This window comes from Massilia consociata (assembly GCF_042432755.1).
GTDB classification, from domain to species: domain Bacteria; phylum Pseudomonadota; class Gammaproteobacteria; order Burkholderiales; family Burkholderiaceae_D; genus Telluria; species Telluria consociata.
The window spans coordinates 195,453-218,699 of sequence record NZ_JBHLWP010000001.1 but is presented as its reverse complement, the minus strand read 5'-3'; the positions used below and the strand labels follow the sequence as shown (position 1 = coordinate 218,699).

General features: G+C 68.7%; 23 protein-coding genes. 5 read left to right on the top strand and 18 right to left on the bottom strand.

Annotated features, from left to right (window positions below; all coding sequences use genetic code 11):
* Nucleotides 1-4 precede the first annotated feature (4 nt).
* From ACFFJK_RS00975 to ACFFJK_RS00955, 5 genes are all read right to left on the bottom strand, one after another.
* Nucleotides 5-268, bottom strand: a complete 264-nt coding sequence (locus tag ACFFJK_RS00975; protein WP_379677197.1) for a twin-arginine translocation signal domain-containing protein — start codon at nt 266-268, stop codon at nt 5-7.
* 37 nt (nt 269-305) lie between these two features.
* On the bottom strand, nt 306-1,016 hold the full coding sequence (locus ACFFJK_RS00970; RefSeq protein WP_379677196.1) for a TorD/DmsD family molecular chaperone: 711 nt from the start codon (nt 1,014-1,016) through the stop codon (nt 306-308).
* A 99-nt stretch (nt 1,017-1,115) separates the two neighbouring features.
* Nucleotides 1,116-1,259, bottom strand: a complete 144-nt coding sequence (locus tag ACFFJK_RS00965; RefSeq protein WP_379677195.1) for a DUF2474 domain-containing protein — start codon at nt 1,257-1,259, stop codon at nt 1,116-1,118.
* Nucleotides 1,259-2,275, bottom strand: a complete 1,017-nt coding sequence (gene cydB / locus ACFFJK_RS00960) for a cytochrome d ubiquinol oxidase subunit II (protein ID WP_379677194.1) — start codon at nt 2,273-2,275, stop codon at nt 1,259-1,261. Before cydB ends, ACFFJK_RS00965 begins: the two co-directional genes overlap by 1 nt.
* A gap of 1 nt (nt 2,276) precedes the next feature.
* Nucleotides 2,277-3,782 (bottom strand): cytochrome ubiquinol oxidase subunit I, encoded by a 1,506-nt coding sequence (locus ACFFJK_RS00955; protein WP_379677193.1) that lies wholly within the window; start codon nt 3,780-3,782, stop codon nt 2,277-2,279.
* Nucleotides 3,783-4,210: 428 nt separating this feature from the next.
* Here ACFFJK_RS00955 and ACFFJK_RS00950 point away from each other — a divergent pair, with 428 nt between their 5' ends.
* On the top strand, nt 4,211-5,848 hold the full coding sequence (locus tag ACFFJK_RS00950; protein WP_379677192.1) for a zinc metalloprotease: 1,638 nt from the start codon (nt 4,211-4,213) through the stop codon (nt 5,846-5,848).
* 116 nt (nt 5,849-5,964) lie between these two features.
* Nucleotides 5,965-6,726, top strand: a complete 762-nt coding sequence (gene fnr / locus ACFFJK_RS00945) for a fumarate/nitrate reduction transcriptional regulator Fnr (RefSeq protein ID WP_379677191.1) — start codon at nt 5,965-5,967, stop codon at nt 6,724-6,726.
* Between the two features lie 54 nt (nt 6,727-6,780).
* On the opposite strand, the gene ACFFJK_RS00940 is transcribed toward fnr, so the two are convergent.
* The 3 genes from ACFFJK_RS00940 to ACFFJK_RS00930 form a co-directional block, all read right to left on the bottom strand.
* Nucleotides 6,781-7,623 (bottom strand): metallophosphoesterase, encoded by an 843-nt coding sequence (locus ACFFJK_RS00940; RefSeq protein WP_379677189.1) that lies wholly within the window; start codon nt 7,621-7,623, stop codon nt 6,781-6,783.
* A gap of 54 nt (nt 7,624-7,677) precedes the next feature.
* Complete coding sequence (locus tag ACFFJK_RS00935; RefSeq protein ID WP_379677188.1) at nt 7,678-8,106, bottom strand: VOC family protein; 429 nt, start codon at nt 8,104-8,106, stop codon at nt 7,678-7,680.
* 247 nt (nt 8,107-8,353) lie between these two features.
* Nucleotides 8,354-10,186, bottom strand: coding sequence for a DUF885 domain-containing protein (locus tag ACFFJK_RS00930; RefSeq protein ID WP_379677187.1), 1,833 nt, complete (start codon nt 10,184-10,186; stop codon nt 8,354-8,356).
* Nucleotides 10,187-10,439: 253 nt separating this feature from the next.
* Here ACFFJK_RS00930 and ACFFJK_RS00925 point away from each other — a divergent pair, with 253 nt between their 5' ends.
* A complete protein-coding gene (locus tag ACFFJK_RS00925; protein ID WP_379677186.1) occupies nt 10,440-11,549 on the top strand; it encodes a S41 family peptidase in 1,110 nt (369 codons plus the stop codon).
* A gap of 21 nt (nt 11,550-11,570) precedes the next feature.
* Nucleotides 11,571-12,341: a ThuA domain-containing protein gene (locus ACFFJK_RS00920; protein WP_379677185.1), complete on the top strand. Its 771-nt coding sequence runs from the start codon at nt 11,571-11,573 to the stop codon at nt 12,339-12,341.
* Nucleotides 12,342-12,412: 71 nt separating this feature from the next.
* On the opposite strand, the gene ACFFJK_RS00915 is transcribed toward ACFFJK_RS00920, so the two are convergent.
* The 6 genes from ACFFJK_RS00915 to ccoN are packed head-to-tail and all read right to left on the bottom strand — an operon-like array spanning nt 12,413 to nt 17,598.
* Nucleotides 12,413-12,931, bottom strand: a complete 519-nt coding sequence (locus ACFFJK_RS00915; protein WP_379677184.1) for a FixH family protein — start codon at nt 12,929-12,931, stop codon at nt 12,413-12,415.
* A gap of 34 nt (nt 12,932-12,965) precedes the next feature.
* Nucleotides 12,966-14,357: a cytochrome c oxidase accessory protein CcoG gene (gene ccoG, locus ACFFJK_RS00910; protein WP_379677183.1), complete on the bottom strand. Its 1,392-nt coding sequence runs from the start codon at nt 14,355-14,357 to the stop codon at nt 12,966-12,968.
* Nucleotides 14,354-15,325 carry a cytochrome-c oxidase, cbb3-type subunit III gene (gene ccoP / locus ACFFJK_RS00905; RefSeq protein ID WP_379677182.1) on the bottom strand — a complete coding sequence of 324 codons (972 nt, stop codon included), beginning with the start codon at nt 15,323-15,325 and terminating at the stop codon, nt 14,354-14,356. Before ccoP ends, ccoG begins: the two co-directional genes overlap by 4 nt.
* Complete coding sequence (locus tag ACFFJK_RS00900) at nt 15,318-15,497, bottom strand: cbb3-type cytochrome oxidase subunit 3 (RefSeq protein ID WP_379677181.1); 180 nt, start codon at nt 15,495-15,497, stop codon at nt 15,318-15,320. The genes ccoP and ACFFJK_RS00900 overlap by 8 nt, the downstream gene beginning before the upstream one ends.
* A 1-nt stretch (nt 15,498) precedes the next feature.
* The gene (ccoO, locus tag ACFFJK_RS00895) at nt 15,499-16,113 is read right to left on the bottom strand and encodes a cytochrome-c oxidase, cbb3-type subunit II (RefSeq protein ID WP_379677180.1); all 615 of its coding nucleotides are present in this window, start codon (nt 16,111-16,113) and stop codon (nt 15,499-15,501) included.
* 15 nt (nt 16,114-16,128) lie between these two features.
* Nucleotides 16,129-17,598 carry a cytochrome-c oxidase, cbb3-type subunit I gene (gene ccoN / locus ACFFJK_RS00890; protein WP_379677179.1) on the bottom strand — a complete coding sequence of 490 codons (1,470 nt, stop codon included), beginning with the start codon at nt 17,596-17,598 and terminating at the stop codon, nt 16,129-16,131.
* A gap of 198 nt (nt 17,599-17,796) precedes the next feature.
* On the opposite strand from ccoN, the gene ACFFJK_RS00885 reads away from it, so the two are divergent.
* Nucleotides 17,797-18,195, top strand: coding sequence for a TraR/DksA family transcriptional regulator (locus ACFFJK_RS00885; RefSeq protein WP_379677178.1), 399 nt, complete (start codon nt 17,797-17,799; stop codon nt 18,193-18,195).
* Nucleotides 18,196-18,248: 53 nt separating this feature from the next.
* Here the strand turns inward: ACFFJK_RS00885 and ccoS are convergent, their stop codons facing one another.
* From ccoS to hemN, 4 genes are read right to left on the bottom strand one after another with little or no spacing between them, the layout of a single operon-like run.
* Nucleotides 18,249-18,446 carry a cbb3-type cytochrome oxidase assembly protein CcoS gene (gene ccoS, locus ACFFJK_RS00880; protein WP_379677177.1) on the bottom strand — a complete coding sequence of 66 codons (198 nt, stop codon included), beginning with the start codon at nt 18,444-18,446 and terminating at the stop codon, nt 18,249-18,251.
* A 1-nt stretch (nt 18,447) separates the two neighbouring features.
* Nucleotides 18,448-20,898, bottom strand: a complete 2,451-nt coding sequence (locus ACFFJK_RS00875) for a heavy metal translocating P-type ATPase (protein ID WP_379677176.1) — start codon at nt 20,896-20,898, stop codon at nt 18,448-18,450.
* Complete coding sequence (locus tag ACFFJK_RS00870) at nt 20,895-21,689, bottom strand: sulfite exporter TauE/SafE family protein (RefSeq protein WP_379677175.1); 795 nt, start codon at nt 21,687-21,689, stop codon at nt 20,895-20,897. Before ACFFJK_RS00870 ends, ACFFJK_RS00875 begins: the two co-directional genes overlap by 4 nt.
* A gap of 8 nt (nt 21,690-21,697) precedes the next feature.
* The gene (hemN, locus tag ACFFJK_RS00865; protein ID WP_379677174.1) at nt 21,698-23,140 is read right to left on the bottom strand and encodes an oxygen-independent coproporphyrinogen III oxidase; all 1,443 of its coding nucleotides are present in this window, start codon (nt 23,138-23,140) and stop codon (nt 21,698-21,700) included.
* Nucleotides 23,141-23,247: the final 107 nt, after the last annotated feature.

The window sequence follows — 23,247 nt, the reverse complement described above, 5'->3', positions numbered from 1 at the left end:
CGAATCACCAATAGGCGGCGGTCTGGTAATAACGACGGATGTGGTCGGTCTCGTGGTAGCCGCGCTTGACCTTCGGGTCGGGCGCGGCGGGCACGGCGGGCGCCTCGGCCGCCCCAGCACCGCCGGCGGCCACGGCCAGCGCGCCGAGCGGCGCGGCCTTCAGGAAACTGCGCCGAGCGGGATCCGGCGCCCCGGTGCCTGGCGCCGCCTTTGTTTCTGGGATGACCTGCGAATGCTTTTCCATGCCTGTTACCTCGTGTTCGCTCATGGTTGATGTGTACTCGGTGCGCCGTCGCTTGACCTGATCAGCCCGCGACCGCCTCGCCCATCACGAAGGCTTCCGCTTCGATGGCCAGGAAGGTGCCGGCGAGCCGGGCGACCAGCCGGTAGTAGTTCGCGCCGTCGGCAGAGGCGATGTCGGCCACGCAGCGCGCATACCAGGGCGCGATGTGGGCCTCGAAGAAGGCCCGCTGGCGCTCGACCGGCTGGCGTGCGATGGCCAGGGGCGCGGGCGCGCCGGCGATCAGCACGCGCATGATCTCGCACAGCGCCCCCAGGTGGTCCTCGAACTCGCCGACGCCGCGCACGCGCTTGATGCCGAAGCGGGCCAGGTCGGCGCGCAGCTCGGCCAGCGGGGTATCGTTCATGTAGCCGGACAGGTAGCGCGAGCCGTAGGGGTTGACCGGCGGCGTGCCGATGCTGATAAACAGCGCCTCGAACTCGTCGGCCACCGCCTGCGGGTCCATCACGCCGGAGGCCAGCGTCAGTTGCTCCCATGCCTGTTCGAGCGCCAGGTCGCCGCCGGTGGCCACGATGGGATCGGCGCCGGCGAGCGCATCGAGCAGCACCGCGTCGGGCGCCGCCAGGAGCAGGCGCGACAGCAACGCGTACAGGTCGGCACGCGCCTGGTCCTCGCCGGACAGCGGCAGCGGGATTGCGGTGAATGCCGGCGCCGGCGCAGCCGGGGCGGCCGGGGTGGCGGAACGGTCGAACGAGGGCGCGTCAGGGTGGGACACGGGGCTACTCTCCTGTTGGCAAAGCTTCATGGGGAGTGTAGTCCTCCGCAGCAGCAGGCCGCGCACGGTTGACGTGCGTGTTTACAAGAGCGCGCGCCGCTAGCGCATCCCCAATGCCTGCATGATCATGCGGATCAGGTAGGCCAGCGCCGACAGCGCGACGACGCCGCCGGCCCAGAGTGCGGCCATCCAGCCGAGCCTGCGCATCCATTCGCGCCGGGTCACCTTTTGCCTGTCGCCCATCAGTGGTACCCCGCGTCGGCCTTGACCTTGCCCCGGAACACCCAGTACGACCAGGCCGTGTACATCAGGATGATCGGCAGGATGAACAGCGTGCCCACCAGCGCGAAGCCCTGGCTCGCGGGTGGCGATGCCGCTTCCCAGATCGTGATCGCCGGCGGCACGATGTGCGGCCAGATGCTGATCGCCATGCCGCTGTAGCCGAGGAAGATCAAAGCCAGCGCGGCCACGAAGGGCAGCCGGTGCGGTTCGCGGTCCTTGCGGCCGAGCGAGCGCAGCAGCAACGTCATGAACACCAGCACCAGCACCGGCACCGGCGCGAGGAAGACGATGTTCGGGAAGGTGAACCAGCGGTCCGCCACCGCCGGGTCGCGCAGCGGGGTCCAGATGCTGACGATGACGATGGCGGCGAGCAGCATCAGGGCGAAGGGGCGCGCCACCTGCACCATGCGTGCGTGCAGTTCGCCTTCGGTCTTCATGACCAGCCAGGTCGCGCCCAGCAGCGTATAGGCGATCATCACGCCCACGCCGGCCAGCAGCGGGAACGGCGCGATCCAGTCGAGCGGCCCGCCGGCATAGCTGCGCCCCGACACCGCGATGCCGTCGAGGAAGGCGCCGAGCGAGACGCCCTGGAAGAAGCTGGCGACCACCGAGCCGCCGATGAAGGCCTTGTCCCACCAATGGCGCTCGTGCTCCTTGGCCTTGAAGCGGAACTCGAACGCCACCCCGCGGAACACCAGGCCGATCAGCATGAAGATCAAGGGCAGGTACAGGCCCGACAGGATGATCGCGTAGGCCACCGGGAAGGCCGCCAGCAGCCCCTCCCCGCCCAGCACCAGCCAGGTCTCGTTGCCGTCCCAGACCGGCGCCACCGTGTTCATCATGGTGTCGCGGTCGCGCTTTTTCGGCGTGAACGGGAACAGCATGCCGATGCCCAGGTCGAAGCCGTCCAGCAGCACGTACATGAAGACGGCGAAGAAGATGATGACCGCCCAGATGACGGTGGTGTCGATGCCCATGTCAGCGCTCCGGCTTGTTGTCGTCAGGGTGTGCGCTGCCCGGGTCGCCGCGGCGCATGTCGGGATGCCGGTCGAGCTGGTCCGGGACGGCGCCGGCTTCGTCGTCGTCCTGCACGTCGGCCGCAGACAGCGGCCGCATCGGCGTGCGTCCCTCGCCCGGCCCGCCCTCGGGCGCCTTGTGCACCTCGAAGTGCTGCGGCCCCTTGCGGATCAGGCGCAGCACGTAGGCGGTGCCGGCGCCGAACACGAACATGTAGGCCACCACGAACAGCGCCAGGCTCAGCGCCAGCGTGCCGGCGCCGTGCGGCGAAACGGCGTCGGCCGTGCGCAGCACGCCGTACACGACCCAGGGCTGGCGCCCGACCTCGGTGGTGGTCCAGCCGGCCAGGATGGCGACCAGCCCGGCCGGCCCCATCAGCAGCACGAAGCGCAGGAACAGGCGCTGCCCGAATATCCGCCCGCCGCGCCGCAGCCACAGGCTCCACACGCCCAGGGCGATCATGAGCAGGCCCAGGCCCACCATCAGGCGGAAGCTCCAGAACACGATCAGCGAGTTGGGCCGGTCCTCGCGCGGGAAGTCCTTCATTGCCGGGATATGGCCGTCCCAGGTGTGAGTGAGGATCAGGCTGCCCAGGTGGGGGATGCCGACCGCGTACTTGGTGCGTTCTTCTTCCATGTCGGGAATGCCGAACAGCAGCAGCGGCACCGCCTTGCCCGGCTCGTTCTCCCAGTGCCCTTCCATCGCCGCCAGCTTGACCGGCTGGTGCTTGAGCGTGTTCAGGCCGTGGAAGTCGCCGACCACGGCCTGGATCGGAGCGACGATGAGGATCATCCACAGCGCCATCGACAGCATCTTGCGCACCGCCGGGTTGTCGCGCCGCTTCAACAGCTGCCAGGCGGCGCCGGCGGCGACGATCAGCGCCGTGCACAGGTAGGCCGCGATCACCATGTGCAGCAGGCGGTATGGGAACGAGGGATTGAACACGATCGCCAGCCAGTCGGCCGGCACCATGCGCCCGCCCTCGATGGCATAGCCTTGCGGCGTCTGCATCCAGCTGTTGGCGGCCAGGATCCAGGTGGACGAGATCAGGGTGCCGATCGCCACGGCGCAGGTGGCGGCGAAGTGCAGCGCCGGACCGACGCGGTTCCAGCCGAACAGCATCACCCCCAGGAAGCCCGCTTCGAGGAAGAAGGCGGTGAGCACCTCGTAGGACAGGATCGGCCCCAGGATGCTGCCGGCGAACTCGGACAGGTAGCTCCAGTTGGTCCCGATCTGGTAGGCCATCACGATGCCCGACACCACGCCCATGCCGAAGGTGACGGCGAAGATCTTGAGCCAGAAATGGTACAGGTCGACGTAGACCTGGCGCTTGGTGCGCAGCCAGCACAATTCGAGCACCGCAAGATAGCTTGCCATGCCGATCGTAATCGCAGGAAATATGATGTGGAACGAGATCGTGAACGCGAACTGGATGCGCGCGAGATCCAACGCGGACAAACCGAACATGCGGGCTCCTCAGTTGTGCGTGCCTGGGCTGCTGCCTGGTCGTACTGCGTCAAGGCGTGTGCGGAATCTAGCACGCATGGCGGGCGCGCACGGTTGGGAGATGTTTATTTGCTACGCCAGGCGCGGATGGCGCCGGCTTTTGCGGGGAATGCGGCGGCTAGCGCATGCCGCGCGGTGCCAGCCGGCCACGGTTTTCTCCGTCCTGCGACCGTAGCTACTGATTCAGGGCAACACCGTGCCAAATCCCGAATACCTGCGCAATTGACTCGTCTATATTTTCTTGAGGCTCACGCGCTGACCGCGAGCACACCGGACATCGCGTGGAGCGAGGACATCCTGCTCCATGCCGACTGCCTGGTCGTGAACCCGTGCTCGCTGCCTTCCCCCTTGCCCTGCTCCCCCCTGCCGCACTCTACAAAGGAGAACCCATGTCGCCGAACGATCGTCTCGACAGCAGTACAGTGATGGCCCTGGACGAACCCGCGCAGCCCGCCGGATCGTCCGCCTTCCCGACCGCCTGGGCCGAGGTCCATGCACAGGCCGACGCGGCCTTGCTGCAACCCGCACTCCAGGGGAATGGCTTCACCTACCGGCATGACTGGGGCGCCCGGCGCGGCCAGGTGGTGCTGCGCCTGAACTGGGGGGACGTCACCCCGCGCTCGCGCGTGTTCGTATCGGTCGCCGAAGGGCTTTCCGGCGGGCCGGAAACCGGCAAGTTCATCGGCGCAGCGCGCTACACCGTGCACAACGTGGCCCCGCGCGCCGGGGGCGTCGACATCTGGGTGAACATCGAATGGAGTACGGATCTTTTGCTCTACGCCGATTACCTGGTGGTCAACCCGGCCGACGTCACCACCAGGACGGTCCAGGTCACGGTGCACCGCCACAGCAGTGTCCCCCTGAGCGACGCCGAGGCCGACCGCATCCTCGCCGACATGGGCACCATCCTGCAGAGCGACGACTCCCCTGCCGACGTGGCGACCCCGGTGCGGTTCGTGCGCAACGGGGCGGTGCGGGTCCTGCCGCCGACGGTCGCGGGCACGATCCAGACCCAGGCCGAATGGACCACCTTGATGACCGCCGGCACCGGGATCAAGGTGGTCCAGGCGATCCGCTGGTGCGGCGGCCCGGGCGACAGCATCATCGGCTGCGCACCGGTCGGCAGCCCGTCGGTCAACCTGGCCGTGGTCCGCTTCACGCCTGGCCAGGAGGGCATCCTCTGGGCCCACGAGTACGGCCACAACGCGGGCAACGGCCACCGCACGGACGACCCCCGGGCCCTGATGTATCCCGCCATCGGTCCGGACCACAACGTGGTCAACAACGCCGAAGCGGAGCGCTTCCTGAGCGGCCCGACCGCGGCGACCGGCAAGGTGCTGCCCGCAAGCGGCTGCTGCTGCGACGGCGAAGCGATCCAGCCGCCCCGGGATGTGCGCGACTTCGTTTCCCTGCACTGGATCGAAGGGGTGCCCTACGAGGCCGCGTCGCGCTATACCGAGGACGACGCCCGCCGCCTGCTGGCATGGCTGGTCGACGAACCGGAACAGCACGAGGAGTTCCTGCCGCAGATCGTGAGCACGCTCTGCTTCATCGGGAGCGAGGTCGCGGTGCAGCCGCTGATCGACTTCGTGCGCAGCCCGCGGTCCGGGCGTGCGGTGTTCAATGCGAAGAATGCCGCACTGGTCCGGCTCGGCGACCTGGTCAACAAGTCCGGCAGCAGGGCCGCCCTGGACTTCCTTGCCGGCGTCGCGGCCGGGATGGACGCGGCCAAGGCCCTGGCCGCGCCCCAGGCGTCGGCGGCCAAGGCCGAAGCCGCTGCGGCAGGCGTCACGGCGCCGGGCATCGACGCGCTGGGGGCAGAACTGGCCGTGTCCGCGACCTTCGGCCTGTCGCTGGCGGGCACGCCGGAAGCGGAGCAGGCCATCGAACGCCTGATCGACGACCCCGACGCCTTTGCCTCCGTGAACCAGGCGGCGGTGGAGGCGGCGGAGATCTGCCGGACCGTCCGTGCCCGGGGCCAGCGCGAGTACTACCGGATGAAGGCAGAACACAGGAACCACCTGTAGCACGCCGCCGTGGGCGGGCGCCCGGCCGGCAGCGGCGGGCGCCTGCCCCACGGCGCTTATGCGCCGCCTGCCTGCCGCTTGTCTATAATGGCTGCGTCCGCACTACCTTTTCCGCCATGAACCAACCCATGTCGCTCCCGGGCACGCCACCGGTCAGCATCCAGGCCCTCAAGACCAGCTGCAGCGCGTGCAGCATGCACCAGCTGTGCCTGCCCATGGGGCTGGAAGACGCCGACATCAACCGGCTCGACCAGATCATCGGCCGCCGCCGCCGGCTCGCGCGCGACGAGCGCCTGTACCAGATGGGCGAGCCGTTCGGCAGCCTGTACGCCGTGCGCTTCGGCCACTTCAAGACCTACCAGGTCAACGCGGCCGGCGAAGCCCAGATCACGGGCTTCCAGATGGCGGGCGAATTGCTGGGCATGGACGCCATCAGCGGCACCCACCACTGCGACGCGGTGGCGCTCGAGGACAGCGAAGTGTGCGAGATTCCGTTCTCACGCCTGGAAGAACTGTTCGGCGAGGTGCCGGCGCTGCTGCGCCACTTCCACCGCATCATGAGCCAGGAAATCACGCGCGAGCAGAACGTGATGCTTCTACTAGGCAACATGCGCGCCGAGCAGCGCTTCGCCGTGTTCCTGGTGAACCTGTCGGCGCGCTACGCCGCGCGCGGCTACTCGCCGACCAGCTTCCAGCTGCGCATGTCGCGCGAGGATATCGGCAACTACCTCGGGCTCACCATCGAGAGCATCAGCCGCCTGCTGTCGCGCTTCAAGAAGCAGGGCTGGATCCAGGTCGACAAGCGCGAGGTCACGCTGCTCGACCCGGCGAAACTGAAGGCCGTGGCGGCGGGCACGGACGTCTGCAGCCCGGCCTGACACGGTCGAACGGCATGGCCGTCCTTCCGTCCATCGCGCCATGTGCGCAGCAGCTCAAAGCTCGATGACGAGTCCCGGCCGAAAGGCCTCCTGCTCGCCCTTGCTGAGGTAGCCCAGCGGATTGGCCACCACGCGGCAGGACCACGCCTTGCCGCCCTTGCCTCCCTCCTCACCCCGCACCACGTAGTCGTTGGCGCAGTGCAGGTGGCCGTGCATCCACACGTCGGCCAGCGGGAACAGGTCGTCCATCGCGTTGCAGAAGCCTGCGGTGCCGGGCGTCAGGCCGTAGCGCGGGTCGGCGCTTTGCAGGCTCGGGGCGAAGTGGGTCACCGCCACCGTGACGCCGTCGAAGGGCGTGGACAAGGCCTCGCGCAGCCAGGCCTGGCACGCGAGCGACATGGTGCGGATGCCTTCGGCCAGCACCGGCGCGCCGTCCTTCAGCGTGGTGTTCTTGGACAGGTAGTAATTCGCCGCGCGGAACGCCTTTTCGCGCCGCTGCAACTGCTTCGTCAGGTCCTGCTCCTGCACGGCCAGGGCGTCGAAGTCGCTCCACAGGGTAGTGCCGACGAAGCGCACGTGGCCGATGGCCAGCGTCTCGCGGTCCAGCCATTCGATGCCGAGGCGTTCGCAGGTGGCGCGCAGGCGCATGTAGGCCTCGTCGAACTCGAGGCCGTCGAACTCGTGGTTGCCGGGGATGTACAGCACGCGGGCACGCGGTGCGCCCTCGCGCAGCGGCGAGAAGCGTTCCAGGCCGAAGTCGAGGGACGCCAGCCGGGAACCCGACTGGTAGGAGCCGATGTCGCCCGCCAGGACGACGATGTCGGTATCGTCCTGGATCAGCGGCACGAAGTGCGGGTAGCGTTCGAGGTGCAGGTCGGAGAAAAGCTGGATGCGCATGGTCGACGAGTATAGCGGCTTTCGCCGCCGCGCCGCGCCGCCTGCTCCGGTTGCCTAGAACGTCACGCGCACGTAGGGCGCGCTCTGCCTCGCCTCGCCGTGGTGAACGGCTTCGATGTTGTTGCCGTCCGGGTCGAGCACGAAGGCGCCGTAGTAGCCGGGGTGATAGGCGCGCTCGCCGGGGCGGCCGTTGTCCCTGCCGCCGGCCTTCAGGGCCGCGTAGTAGAAGGCATCGACCATCTTGCGGTCGCGCGCCTGGAAGGCCAGGTGATGGCGCCCGGTGAGCACGCCTTGCGCCGCCTCGCTGTCGCGGCTGGAGATGAACAGCTCGTCGGCCCAGAAATAATCCTCGCCCGAGCCGCCGAGCGGGATGCCCAGCACCTCGAATACGGCGCTGTAGAACCTGCGTGAAGCAGGCAGGTCGCGCACCACCAGCTGGATGTGGTCGATCAGGCGCCCGCGGTAGATCTCGTTTGTTTCCATGGTGTGCTCCTGCGAAGTCCGTCGTGAAAGTCGATCGTGGGAACCGAGCAGCTTCCCGGCAGTATAAAAGCAAAACCCTGTCACGACAACGGCTGCTTCGCGGACATTACCGCCTGCCTCAGCGCCAACGTTATCGCCAAACGGCGGGAAGCTTGCCCCGTCATGCCTCCCGCACCGATCGATGCATGCAGACCGCAGGCCGGTGGCGCCGGCACGCATGCCGGCACCACCGGACCGTCTCAAGGCCTTACGCCTTCTTCTGGCGCGCGATCCAGCCGTCCACCAGCTCGCCCAGCACGTCCAGCGGCACCGAGCCGGCGCCCAGCACCAGGTCGTGGAAGCCCGCGAGCGAGAACTTCTCGCCCAGTTCCTTCTTCGCCTTCTCGCGCAGGTCGATGATGCGCAGCATGCCGATCATGTAGGCGTTGGCCTGGCCCGGCCAGGCGACGTAGCGCTCGACTTCCTGGGCGCCGATGCCGTAGTCGATCGCCTGCTGGCGGGTCCAGCCCTTCGAGTGCAGGCCGGTGTCGACCACCAGGCGGCGGGCGCGGAACAGTTCCGAACCGAGCGCGCCCAGCAGGCCCGGCACGTCGCCTTCGTACCAGTTCTGCTCCACCGCCAGGCGCTCGGTGTACAGCGCCCAGCCTTCGGCGTGCGCGCTGCCGCCGCTGAAGATGCGCTGGCTGCGGAACTTCGGGATGCCGGTCAGTTCCTGCTGGATCGCCAGCTGGAAGTGGTGGCCCGGCACGGCTTCGTGGTAGGCCAGGCTGCGCATGCGGATCATGTCGAAGGTCGGGCCGCGCAGCGGCACCCAGAAGATGCCCGGACGGGTGCCGTCCGGCGCCGGCAGCGTGTAGTGGGCGGCGGCCGACGGCTCGGTCAAGGGCGGCACGCGGCGCACGTCGACCGGGGCGCGCGGCTTCAGGTTGAACAGCGGGGCGCTGCGGCGCTCGGCGTCCTTCACCATCTCGAGGTAGCTGGCGATGATGGCCGGGCGCGGGTCGCCCTCGCCTTTCGGCTGGAAGCGGGCGTCGAGCTGCTTCATGCGGGTCTCGATGTCGCCCTCGGTCAGGCCGAGCGAGCGCAAGTGGCGGTCCATCTCGCCTTCGATGCGCGCCACTTCGCGCAGGCCGATCTCGTGGATCTCGTTCGGCGTGAGCTTGGTGCTGGTGAAGTTCTCGACCGCGCGCGCATAGGCGGCGGCGCCGTTCGGCAGGCGCGAGATGCCGGCCACGTCGCCGGTCTTCGGGTGGATCTCGGCCAGGAAGTCGCGCACGCGGCTGTAGGCCGGACGGATGCGCTCCTCGACGATGCGGGTCGCGCGCGCGATCGCGGCGCTGCGCGCGGCCGGGCTCAGGCCTTCGATCTTCTCGGTGCGCTGCGCCAGCGAGGTCACCAGCACGTTTTCCGGCGCGGCCGGCTTGAGGAAGGTGTCGACCTGGAACTGGGCGCGCTCGAGGATGAAGCGCGGCGGGATCAGGGACTTGGCGGCGGCTTCGCGCCCGAGTGCCAGCGCTTCGTCCATGCGGGTGCCGACCTGCTCCAGGCGCGCGATGTAGCTGTCGACGTCAGCCGCGTTGCGCAGCGGGTGGGTGGTGTTCATGAAGTTGACCAGGCCGACCTGCACGCCGCTGAACTGCGAGAAGACGAAGGAATGGTCCTCGAAAGGTTCGTTGGCGACCACGTTTTCCAGCGACCAGCGCATGACGGCGGCCGAGATCCGCTGGTTCTCGTCGAGCGGGCCGGCCATCCACTTGTCCAGGCGTGCCAGGCCGGTCTTGGCTAGCGCCCGCATCTTCTGGCGGTGCGCCCTGGTGATCGGCGTCAGTTCACGGTCCAGCCTTGCCTGCTCGGCGCCGCTGAAGTACTGGGTGGCGGTTGCCATCTGCGGGTTCAGGCGCACCCAATCCTCGGCGAACTTGTCGGCCCAGGTGTCGAAGGCCTTGTTCGGCTTGACGGCGGCGGCTTGCGCCGCTGGCGCGGCAAGTGCGGCGCTTGGCATCGCGGTGGCGGCGATCGCGGCGGGGATGAACAGGGCGGCGATGAGGGCGCGCAGGCCGCGCTGGCGGATGGATGGCATCGTTTGTCTCTTCCTTGTGATTGATCAGATGGGCCGCACCGAAACCGTGCTTGCCGCGCAGGAATCTAACATGGAAAAGAGCAGTTCAACAACGTCTGCCGCTGGCGCGCGCCGTATGTACGGGCGGTCGAAACGGCAATGCAGGGCCGCGCGCACCTACCCGGTACGGATAAAATGCGCCGCCGCGCCCCGCTCCTGGTCGCGCCCTGCCCGGCGTGGCCTATCATCTGGCGTTGCGTGTCGCCATTAGCACGTGACAATCGACAGGAGACGAAGCATGGTCAGGGATGCGCAAGGGTCAGCGAAACGGTGGGCGAAGCGAACGGCGGCGCTCGCGACGGCGGCAGCCTGCGCCATGGCCGGCGCCGCGCCGCCCCCTGCCGATCCGATCCCGGCCGCGCAGGCCCGGCAGATCGCCGCGCGCATCGTCGACCTGGTCGAGACCAGGGGATTGCCGCCGCGCGAGCCGCAAGCCTATGCGCAGGCCAAGCGTGCCGTGACGGCGATCGTGGAAAACGATGGCGAGGCGGTCGACCGGCGCACCCTGTATGCCCGGGTGAAGGTCATGCTCGACACGCTCGATGCGGACGGGCACTCCTTCATCATGACGCCCGTGGTCCGGAAGTACCAGAACAAGCGCCCGATGGCCGGCATGGAGGCGCCGCGCTTCGCGCTTGTGGAGACGGCCGCGGGCAAGGTCCTGCACTGGACGCCGCCCCAGACGGTGGATGGCGCAACCGAAGCACGCGCCGCCTACCTGAAGGGCTTTATCGACGACGCCTCGGCCCTGCCGGGCTTTGAAGAGACCTGTGCGCTGGTGGTCGACCTGAGCGCCCAGCACGGCGGGAATGCCTGGCCGCCGCTGATCGCCATGCGGCCGCTCTTCAGTACGACGAATTCCGGCGCCTTCGTCGACCGCGACGGCAAGCGCACGCGCTTCGTCCACCCGCCGAGCCTGGAGGACATGCAAAGGCAGCTGACCGGCGGGACGGCCAACCCCCTGTCGCGTTTCGCCGGCCTGCCCCTGGCGGTAGTGGTGGACAGGTTCACCTCCAGCGCGGGCGAAATGCTGCTCGTGGCACTGCTTGGCGAGGGCGGGCGGACGCGCAGCTTCGGCCGGACCTCGCAGGGAATGACGACCGCAAACCGGACCTATACCCTGGACGACGGCTCCTACTTCATGCTATCGGAGAAACGCTACGCGGTGGGCAATGCGGCCCCCATCCGTGGCGGCATCGTCCCGCAGCAAGCGGCTACTGCCGACGAGCCGCGCAGCGCCATCGTGCTTCGCGCTGCACAGTGGGCAGCCAGCGAGTCGCCGCTGTGCAAGGCACAGCGAACCAGCACGGCCGCTTTGAAATAATATTTCACCCAGATCAATTAAATGAAATTATCTTTCATCTCGCTGGTGGCATCGGCAGGCCTGCTGGCCACGCCCCTCGCACACGCCCAGCAGTTCAAGATCCTGCTGTTCACCAAGACCGCCGGCTGGCACCACGAGGCCGTGCACGCGGGCGTGACGGCCGTGCAGGAGCTGGGCAAGCTGCACGACTTCAGCGTGTCCTGGACCGCCGACGCCGGCCGCGTGATGAACGACGCCGAGCTGGCGAAGTACCAGGCCGTGGTGTTCCTGCTGACCACCGGCGATGTGCTCGACGAGGCGCAGCAGGCCGCGTTCGAGCGCTACATCCGCAAGGGCGGCGGCTTCGTGGGCGTGCACAGCGCCGCGGACACCGAGTACGGCTGGCCGTGGTACACGAAGATGGTCGGCCACATGTTCCGCGTCCATCCGGCGGTGCAGACCGCGGTGCTGCAGGTGGAGGACCGCAACTTCCCCGGCATGGAGCGCTTCGCGCGGCGCAGCCTGTTCACCGACGAGTGGTACGAGTTCGGTCCCGCGACCTCGACCTCATTGCGCTACCTGCTCAGCGTCGACGAAAGCACCTACAAGCCGGAAACCGTCTGGCCGGACCGCCAGGGCAAGGGCTTGGGCAAGTTCCACCCGATCAGCTGGTACCAGCCCTATGACGGCGGCCGCGCGTTCTACACCGCGCTGGGCCACCTGCCGGCGACCTACCGCGACCCGGTGTTCCTGCACCACCTGTACGGCGGCATCTACTGGGCGGCGACGGGGCGCGGATTCCGGGCCGACTGAGGATGCCTTCCGCACAAGCTGCTTCCCGCCCGGGTAGTCGCGCCGGTCGGCGACACGGTCACGCCGCGGTGTCAGTCCGCGCGGATGCGCAGCACCCGGTCGCGTGCCGGGCTCCAGCTGCCCGCCAGGCGCCAGGCGCCCCCCTCTCCCCCGCCTTCGACCACCACTTGCCAGTGGGTCGGTTCCAGCCCGGGGGCGGCAGTGGCAAAGCGGCCGTGCGCATCGGGCAGCGCTTCGAGCACGCGGTCCCTTTCGGGCTGGGTCGGGTGCGCCAGGCGGATGTGGAATGGCGCCACCAGCGGCTTGCCATGGCTGGCCAGGCTGCCGGTGATCCGCCCCTGCTGCGGCTCGTGCGCGGCCTCGAACACCAGCTCCATCGCGCTGGCCACGCGGTCGCGCCGCAGTTCCTGGTTGATCGCCTTGCCCTGCTTGTAGTAGTCGCCCACCACCATCGCATCGGGACGGCTGGTGGCGAGCCAGCCCATGACGGCGCCGCCGACCAGCACCAGCACCGGGCCGATCATCAGGAACCAGGGCCAGCGGTGCTTGTACCACGGCGCGGCCGGCTGCAGGATCGGGTTTGCTTGCATGTCGTTCTCCTCGATATGGCTTCAATGTCGTCGATTACCTCGGCACGAGGAACACCGCGTCTTCGGTCACGCTCAGGCCGTGCCCGTCGCCGGAGCTCACCGTGAACGCGATCGGGTTCGAGCCGGGCCTGCCGGCACCCGGGGCGATGCGCACGCGCACCGGCACCGCGCGGGTGGTGGCGCCATCGATGGCGATCTCGTCCCCTTCGACCACGGTGGCGCCCGCAAGGCCCGCCGCCGTCACACGCAGGCGCTGCGCCGCTTCCGTCGTGTTCATCACCTGCAGGCGATAGACGTTCTCGATCGTTCCGTCCTCGACTTCGCGCCCCATCGAACCGCGGTCGCGGATCACGTCGAGCTTGAGCGGGTTGCGCAGCGCCAGCGAGGCCGCCATCGCGGTGCCGAGCACCACGAGCACCACGGCGTACACCTGGACGCGCGGGCGCAGCATGCTTCTGCGCACCTGGGCCGGCGACAGCCTGCCGGCCAGGGCGTTCTCGGTGGCATGGCGGATCAGGCCGCGCGGCCGTCCGACCTTGTCCATCACGCTGTCGCAGGCGTCCACGCAGGCGGCGCAGCCGATGCACTCGTACTGCAGCCCATTGCGGATGTCGATCCCGGTCGGGCACACCTGCACGCACATGCTGCAGTCGATGCAGTCGCCCACCCTTTCCCCATCCGTGGGCAGGCTGCGCCACGCGCCGCGCGGTTCGCCCCGGCCCGCGTCGTAGGTGACCACCAGGGTATCGCGGTCGAACATCGCGCTCTGGAAGCGCGCATACGGACACATGTACTTGCACACCTGCTCGCGCAGCCAGCCGGCGTTGCCGTAGGTGGCCAGCGCGTAGAACCCCACCCAGAACGTCTCCCAGGGTTCCAGCCCGAAGGCCGCCGCCTCGGCGCCGAGCGTGCGCACCGGCGTGAAATAGCCCACGAAGGTGAAGCCGGTCCAGAAGGCGACCAGGCCCCAGGCCAGGTGCTTGCCGCCCTTGCGCGCCAGCTTCTCCAGGCCCCAGGGCTGGCGGTCGAGCCGGATGCGGGCGCTGCGCGCGCCCTCGAACTGGCGCTCGATCCACAGGAAGATCTCGGTGTAGACCGTCTGCGGACAGGCGAAACCGCACCACACCCGTCCCGCCACCGCGGTCACCAGGAACAGCCCGTAGGCGCACAGGATCAGCAGTGCCGCCAGGTAGATGAAATCCTGCGGCCACAGCACCAGGCCGAACAGGTGGAACTTGCGGCCGGCCAGGTCGAACAGCACCGCCTGGCGTCCGTGCATCTCGATCCAGGGCAGGCCGTAGAACAGCAGCTGCGTCAGCCAGACGCAGGCCCAGCGCAGCGACGCGAAGCGGCCCGTGATCTCGCGCGGGTAGATTTCCTCGCGCGCGGCGTACATGCGCACCACCGCTTCCCGTGGCGCGTTCATCTTGCCGCCGCCGTCAGGGCCGGGTCCATGGCGGGCTGCATGGAGGGCTCCACTACGGGCTCGTTCGACAGGCTCCACACATAGGCGGCCAGAACGTGTACCTTGTCCTCGCCCAGGAACTCGCCGAACGCGGGCATGGTGCCGGTACGCCCCTTGCGGATGCTTTCCATCACGCTCTCCTGGGTGCCGCCGTAGAGCCAGATCCTGTCCGTCAGGTTCGGCGCGCCCAGCGCCTGGTTGCCCTTGCCTTCCGCCCCGTGGCATGCCACGCAGGCCGCGAATTTCGGTTTGCCGAACACCACCTTGACCGGGTCGACGGTCTGGCCGGACAGGCTGCGCACGTAGGCCGCGACATGCTCGATGTCCCGGTCCGAGCCGAGCGCGGCGCCCATCGGCGGCATCGTGCCCACCCGGCCGTGCAGGATGGTGGCCTTGATGGCTTCGGGCGCGCCGCCGTACAGCCAGTCCTTGTCGGCCAGGTTCGGGAAGCCCTTGCTGCCACGCGCGTCCGAGCCGTGGCACTGCGCGCAGTAGGTCAGGAACAGGCGTTCGCCGATGGCATGCGCCTGTGGGTCCGCCGCCACCGCCTTGATGTCCTGGCCCGCGTACTTCGCGAACAGCGGCCCGTATTCGCGCGTGGCCTGCTGGATTTCCGCCTTGTATTCGCCCGAAGAATGCCATCCGAGCGCACCGGCATAGCTGCCCAGGCCCGGATACAGCAGCAGGTAGGCAAAACCGAACACGATGGTGAGGTAGAACAGGACGATCCACCAGCGCGGCATCGGCGTGTTCAGTTCCGTCAGGTCTTCGTCCCAGACGTGGCCGGTGCTTGCATCCGGCGTGCCGTCGGCTCGCAGTTTTACCCGGTAGCTGGACTGCGACCACAGCAGGATGCCGCAGCCCAGGATCGACAGCACGGTGATGACGGCGACGTACCAGTGCCAGAATTCGTTGAAGAAGTCAGCCATGGCCGGCCTCCCGTTCACAGGCGGCGTCGTCGGCGAACGGCAGCAGCGCGGCCGTGTCGAAATCGCCGCGCTTGCGCGGCACGTAGGTCCAGCCGACGATGCCCAGGAAGGTCACGAAGCTGATGACGGTCATGACGCTGCTCGCGTCGTCGAAAAGGGAGTGGAGTGCCATGTCAGTTCCTCGTCTTGATCTGGGTACCCAGGCCCTGCAGGTAGGCGACCAGCGCGTCCTGCTCGGTCTTGCCGTCGAGTTCCGCGGGCGCGCCCCGCACCTCCTGCTCCGAGTACGGCACGCCCAGGCGTTGCATCGCCCGCATCTTCGGGATGATCAGGCTCGGGTCGAGCCTGGTGGTGGCCAGCCACGGGTAGCCGGGCATGTTCGATTCCGGCACCACGTCGCGCGGGTTGTCGAGGTGGGTGCGGTGCCATTCGTCGCTGTAGCGCCCGCCCACGCGGGCCAGGTCCGGGCCGGTGCGCTTCGAGCCCCACTGGAACGGGTGGTCGTAGACGAATTCGCCGGCCACCGAGTAGTGGCCGTAGCGCTCGGTCTCGGCGCGGAACGGGCGGATCATCTGCGAGTGGCAGTTGTAGCAACCCTCGCGGATGTACACGTCGCGCCCGGCCAGGCGCAGCGGGGAATACGGTTTCAGGCCGGCCACCGGCTCGGTGGTGGACTTCTGGAAGAACAGCGGCACGATCTCGACCAGGCCGCCGAAGGAGATCACGAGCAGGACCAGGCCGATCAGGAGCCAGGGGTTCTTCTCGATCCATTCATGGGTGAATTTCATTGTGTGCTCCAGGGTTCAGGCGTGCGCGGGTTCGGCATCGGCGACTTCTGCAGCCGCGCGCTGCGGCTTGGCCGGGCCGGTCGGGATCTTCGCGTCCACGCTCTCGGTGCCGCGCATCGTCATCCAGGTGTTGTAGGCCATCAGCACCATGCCCGACAGGTACAGCAGGCCGCCGGTGAAGCGGATCACGTAGTACGGATAGGTGGCCTTGACGCTTTCGGCGAAGGTGTAGGTCAGCGTGCCGTCCGGGTTCACGGCGCGCCACATCAGGCCCTGCATCACGCCGGCGATCCACATCGAGGCGATGTACAGGACGATGCCGATGGTGGCCACCCAAAAGTGGGCGTCGACCAGCTGCATGCTCCACATCTGTTTTTTGCCGGCCAGGCGCGGCAGCAGGTAGTAGATCGATCCCATCGTGATGAAGCCGACCCAGCCCAGCGCGCCGGCATGGACGTGGGCGACGGTCCAGTCGGTGTAGTGCGACAGCGAGTTGATGGTCTTGATCGACATCATCGGGCCCTCGAAGGTGGCCATGCCGTAGAACGAGAGCGAGACGATCAGGAACTTCAGGATCGGGTCCGAGCGCAGCTTGTGCCAGGCGCCCGACAGGGTCATGATCCCGTTGATCATGCCGCCCCACGAGGGCGCCAGCAGGATCAGGGAGAACACCATGCCGATCGACTGGGTCCAGTCGGGCAGCGCGGTGTAGTGCAGGTGGTGCGGTCCGGCCCACATGTAGGTGAAGATCAGGGCCCAGAAGTGCACGATCGACAGGCGGTACGAGTACACCGGGCGTTCGGCCTGCTTCGGGATGAAGTAGTACACCATGCCCAGGTAGCCAGCGGTCAGGATGAAGCCCACCGCGTTGTGGCCGTACCACCACTGGATCATCGCGTCCTGCACGCCCGAGTACACGGAATACGACTTCATCGCGGACACCGGCACCACCGCGCCGTTGACCACGTGCAGGATGGCGACGGCCAGGATATAGGCGCCGAAGAACCAGTTGGCCACGTAGATGTGCTGCACGCGGCGCTTGACGATGGTGCCGAAGAACACCACCGCGTAGGCGACCCAGACCACCGTGATGAGGATCGCGATCGGCCATTCCAGCTCGGCGTATTCCTTGCCGCGCGTGAAGCCCATCGGCAGCGAGATCGCCGCCGAGACCAGCACCGCCTGCCAGCCCCAGAAGGTGAAGCTGGCCAGCCGGTCAGAGAACAAGCGGACCTGGCAGGTGCGCTGCACCACGTAGTACGAGGTGGCGAACAGGCCGCAGATGCCGAAGGCGAAGATCACCGCATTGGTGTGCAGCGGACGCAGGCGGCCATAGCTGAGCCAGGGGATGTCGAAATTGAGCGCGGGCCAGGCCAGTTGCGCCGCGATGAAGACGCCGGCTGCCATGCCGATCACGCCCCACACGACGGTGGCGATGGCAAACTGGCGCACGATCTTGTAGTTATAGTTTAGACTGGTGTCCAAGATGCTCTCCTGAAAACTTTCGTTGGATGACGCTCAGGAGTGTCGTGTTTCGCACAGTAAAAATCCTTGATGTGAATCAAATTGTTCAGCATCGGATGAGATATGCAGCAGCCTGTTGCGTCCGAGTACGCAGCCGGGCCGCCATCAAGAACAAGGATGCGGAGCTGAGGTGCATCAAGGTTCGTAAAGGGAAAAACTATGCCGCCTTTATCGCAATCGGTGTCCCAGGAACTGGGCAAGCGCCTGCATCAGGCGCGCGAAGACCTGCTGGCCACGGTGCGCGCACGCACCGTGGCCGGCGAGGGCGACGCCCCGGCCATCGGACCACTGGCACACGAAGTGCCGGGTGACGACCGCGTCACCGCGGAGATGATCAGCCACGACGAGGCCCACCTCGCCGAACACGAAGCCAATCTGTTGCACGAGATCGACGTCGCGATCGGCCGCCTGGAATCGGGCGGCGCGGGCATCTGCGAATCCTGCGGGCGCGACATCCCGGAAGCGCGGCTGCTGGCCACGCCGACGGTCCGCACCTGCATCGGGTGCCAGGAGCAGATCGAGAAGGAACAGGGCACCGGCCGCGGCCCGACCATGTAGGCATGTCAGCGCGCGGCCCTGGCCTCCCAGGGTGGCTCCACCCGCGTGGTGGCCTAGCTGCCGGTGTCGCGCGCGCCGCCCACGCGTTCGACGGTCCCCGCCCCGGCCGCCCGGTCGTCATCCCCCAGAATGCGCCACGCCGGTCCCTCCAGGTCGTCGAACTGGCCGCTGTCCGCGGCCCCGAAGAAGATCCACAACGCGAGCGCCACCAGGATCACGCTCAGCGGCACGAGCAGGTACAAGGCTTCCATGTCAGTCCTTGCGCAGCCGTAGCGCATTGAGCACCACGACCGCCGAACTGGCCGCCATGCCGATGCCCGACATCCACGGATTGAGCAGGCCGGTGGCAGCCGCCGGGATCGCGACGACGTTGTACACCATGGCCCAGGCCAGGTTCTGGCGGATCACCGCAAGCGTGCGGCGTGCGGTGCTGGCGGCATCGGCCAGCGGCGCCAGGCCGTCGCCGAGCAGCACGCCATCCGCATGCAGCTGTGCCAGCGCCGCGCCATGGCCCATGGCGAAGGAAACGTCCGCCCCGCGCAGCACCGCCGCGTCGTTCACTCCGTCCCCGACCATCGCCACTATCGCGCCGTCGCGCTGCAGCCGGCGCACGAAGTCGAGCTTCTCGCCCGGCAGCTGGCCGCCGAGCGCGGTGGTGATGCCAAGCTGCGCAGCGACCGCGTGGGTGGCGCCGTGGTGGTCGCCGCTGAGCAGGATGATGTTCTTGCCGCTGCGGCGGAAGCGCTGCACGACGTCGGCCGCTTCCGGGCGCAGGCCGTCGGCCAGGTCGAAACGCGCCAGCCAGGCGCCTTCCCTGCCCAGCCACACCGAGGAGGTGCCGGCCGGCGTGACCGAGCGTGCCCGGCCGCCGGCCAGCGCGCCGACGAAGGCGACGCTGCCCACGCGGTAGACGACCCCGTCGATGCAACCCTCGATGCCCTGCCCCACTTGGTAGACCAGCTCGCGCGCCGACAGTCCGTGCGACAGGCCGTGCTCGCCCGCCGCCGCGCGCAGCGCCGCGCCGATGGGATGGGCGTTTTCCGCTTCGAGCGCCGCGGCGATGCGCAGGCAGCTGTCGCCGTCGAGCGGGCCGACCGGCACCGCGTGGCGCAGGGTCGGGCGGCCGAGGGTCAGCGTGCCGGTCTTGTCGAATACGATATGGGTGGCGCGCTCGAGGGTTTCCAGCGTGTGCGGGGCGACCGCCAGCACGCCGCGCCGCAGCAGGCGGTCGGTGGCGGCGGCCAGCGCCGTCGGGGTGGCCAGCGACAGCGCGCACGGGCAGGACACCACCAGCATGGCGATCGCCACGAACCAGGCGCGCGCCGGGTCGACCGTGCTCCAGATCCAGTACACGACCACGGTCAGGGCCAGCAGCCCCAGCACGAACCAGGCACCGACGCGATCCGCCCACAAGGCCAGCGCCGGCTTGCCCTGGCCGGCGCGCTCCACCAGCCGCACCAGCATGGCCAGCGTGCTGTCGTTCGCAGCGGAAGTGATACGTACCACGATGGCCTGGGCCACATTCACCGCACCGCCCGGCAGCGCGTCGCCCACGCCCTTGCGCTGGGTACGGCTCTCGCCGCTCAGGAGCGCCAGGTCGACATCGGTCAGGCCTTCGACCACCACGCAGTCGGCCGGCACCGCCTGGCCCGGCTGCACCAGCACCAGGTCGCCGGCCGCTAGGCTGGAGACCGCGACGATCTCGGTCAGGCGGGCGGCGGGGTCGCCGCGCAGGCGCAGGGCCGATGCCGGCAGGCCCTGGCGCAGCGATTCCAGCGCCTCGGTGGCGCGGCGGCGCGCACCCAGCTCCAGATAGCGGCTGCCCAGCAGCAGGAAGATGAACATCGTCACCGAATCGAAATACACGTCGCCGTGCCCGCCGGCCAGGGCGGCGCAACTGCCGCCGAAGGCGGCGGCAATGCCCAGCGCCACCGGCACGTCCATGCCCGGCATGCCGTGCCGGATGCCGCGCCAGGCGCCGGCGAAGAACGGCAGCGCCGAATAGAAAACGGCGGGCAGCGTCAGGAACAGCGACGCCCAGCCCATCAGCGCCGTCATGTCGGCGTCCATCGTGCCGTCGCCGGCGAGATAGACCGGCACGGCGTACATCATCACCTGCATCATCGACAGGCCCGCCACGAACAGCTGGCGGAACATCGTGCGCCGCTCGCGCTCGAGCCGCTCGCCATGGCGGCGCTGGTCGTAGAGGTAGGCGGTGTAGCCGATCGCGCGCAGGGCGCGCAGGATGGTGCTCGGCCGGCACAAGGCCGGATCGCGCCCCACGTACAGGCGCCCGGTGGCGACGTTGAGCGACACCTCCCGCACCCCGGCCAGCTGGCCCAGCCGGCGCTCGACCAGCCAGACACAGGCGGCGCAGCGCACGCCGTCGATCGTGAAGACGAGCTCGGCGCCGGAGGCGCCCGCGGACCCCTGGTCCTGCTCGTCGACCAGCGCCAGCTCCGGGGCGTCGGCCTCGCCCACCACCGGGGCAGCATATTCGGTGCGGCTGGTGTAGTAGTCGCCGTACCCGCCCGCCACGATCGCCTCCGCCGCAGCCGCGCAGCCGGGGCAGCACATGCTGCGCGCCACGCCGCCGACCTGCGCCTGCCAGCGGGCCTCGGGAGGCACCGGCAAGCCGCAATGGAAGCACTGCGCGGCCATGCCTGCGGCGGCCGGCGCGACCTGTGCCAGCACGGCGCTCATCGGGTCGCTCCCGGGGCCACGCACAGGGCGTCGAACCAGCCGGCGGCCATGGCGCCGGATGCGGCGGACGAGCGCCACAAGCCGAGCAGGCCGAAACCGAGGACCAGCAGGCCGCATGCCGTACGCACGCCGCGCTGCTGGAACCCCGCGCGCAGCCGGGCGCCGGCCAGTCCGAGGGCGCCCAGCATCGGCAGGGTACCCAGGCCGAAGGCCAGCATCACGGCGGCCCCGCCCGGCGCCGAGCCGGTCAGCATCGCCGTGACCAGCATGCTGTAGACCATCCCGCACGGCAGCCAGCCCCACACTGCCCCGGCCGCGAACATCCGTGCCGGCGTATCGGGCGGCCCGATCCGCCGCAGCAGCGGCGCCAGCCGGCGCCACAATGCCCGGCCGCCCGCTTCCAGCCGCGCCAGGCCGCGCCAGGCGTCGAGCAGGTACAGGCCCAGCGCCACCAGCACCAGGTTGGCGATCCAGGCCATGCCGGCCTGCGCCGCCGGCAGGCCCGCCAGCGCGGCACCGCCGGCCATGCCTCCCGCGGTGGCGCCGGCCAGGGCGCCCGCGCCCGCGTAGCTGGCGATCCGGCCGGCGTTGTAGGCCACGACCCAGGCCGCTGCGCCGGCCGCGACCGGAGCGCGAGCCGGGGCGGGCGCCGCCACGGCGCGCACCGGCAGTGGGAACGGGCGGCGCGCCGGCAGGCTCAGGGCGCCGACGATGCCGCCGCACATGCCGGCGCAGTGAACGCTGCCGAGCAGGCCGGCGAGGAAAACGGGAAACAGACTGATGCCGTCCATGGCCGCGCTCAGATGGTCTGCGAATGGCGCGGACCCGCGGCGGGCGCCGAGAGGTAGCGGTCGAACACCATGCACACGTTGCGGATCAAGAGGCGCCCTTTCATCGTGACGCTGATCCAGTCCGGGCCGATGCCGACCAGGCCGTCCCGCTCGAGCGTGCGCAGGCGCGCCAGCTCGGGCGCGAAGTAGTCGGCGAACACGATCGGGAAGGCCTGCTCGATGGCCCGCGCCGACACCTCGAACTGGCACATCAGCTGCTGGATCAGCGTGCGGCGCAGCAGGTCGTCCATCGCCAGGCGCGTGCCGCGCACGACCGGCAGCTCGTTCTGGTCGAGCAGGTCGTAGTATTGGTCGAGTGTCTTGGCGTTCTGGCTGTAGGTGGCGCCGACGGCGCCGATGGCCGACACGCCGCAGGCGACCAGATCGCAGTCGGCATGGGTCGAGTAGCCCTGGAAGTTGCGGTGCAGGCGGCCCTGGCGCTGCGCCACCGCCAGGTCGTCGCCCGGCTTGGCGAAATGGTCCATGCCGATGTAGACGTAGCCGGCGGCGGCCAGGCGCTCGATGCACAGCTGGAGCATCTGCAGCTTGGTGTCGCCCGACGGCATGTCGGCCTGCAGGATGCGGCGCTGCGGCTTGAACAGGTGCGGCATGTGCGCGTAGTGGTACACCGAGATGCGGTCAGGGTCGAGCGCCACCACCTTGTCGATGGTCTGGCGCATCGTGTCCAGCGACTGTTTCGGCAGGCCGTAGATCAGGTCGATGCTGATCGAGCGGAACCCGGCGGCGCGGGCGGCCTCGATGATGGCCCGGGTGCCGGCCTCGGGCTGCACGCGGTTGACGGCGCGCTGCACGTCGGCGTCGAAGTCCTGCACGCCCAGGCTGAGGCGGTTGAAACCCTGGCTGCGCAGGCTGTGCACGCGCCCGGCCGACACGGTGCGCGGATCGACTTCGATGCCGTACTCGCCGCTGTCGTCCGGCGCGAAGCGGAAGGTGCGCCTCAGGTGCGCCATCAGTTCGCCCATCTGCTGGTCCGACAGGTAGGTCGGCGTGCCGCCGCCCAGGTGCAGTTGCGCGACTTCGTTCATGCCGGCGAACAGCGCGCCCTGCATCGCGATCTCGCGTTTGAGGTAGGACAGGTAGGTGGCGGCCTTGTCGCGCTTCCTGGTGACGATCTTGTTGCAGGCACAGTAATAGCACACCGTGTCGCAGAACGGGATGTGCAGGTACAGCGACAGCGGGCGCATCCCGCCGCGGGTCAGCACGCCCGCCACCGCGAGCAGGTAGTCGCGGTAGCCGAAACCGGCATCGAAACGGTCGGCGGTGGGATAGGAGGTATAGCGCGGACCGGATTTGCCGAGGCGCTGGAGGAGTTCGCCATCGAACTCGACGGTCGGATAAGCGGCGATGGGGGCCACGGGCGCGACCGTGGCCGTGAAGGCGTCTGCATGCATGTCGATCAACTCCAGCTGCCGTATTGCGGAAATGCAATTAGGCTTGATAAGTAGCCAGTTTATTGATCAGCGTCACCAAAATCCTTGACCTGTATCAAATACGGCCG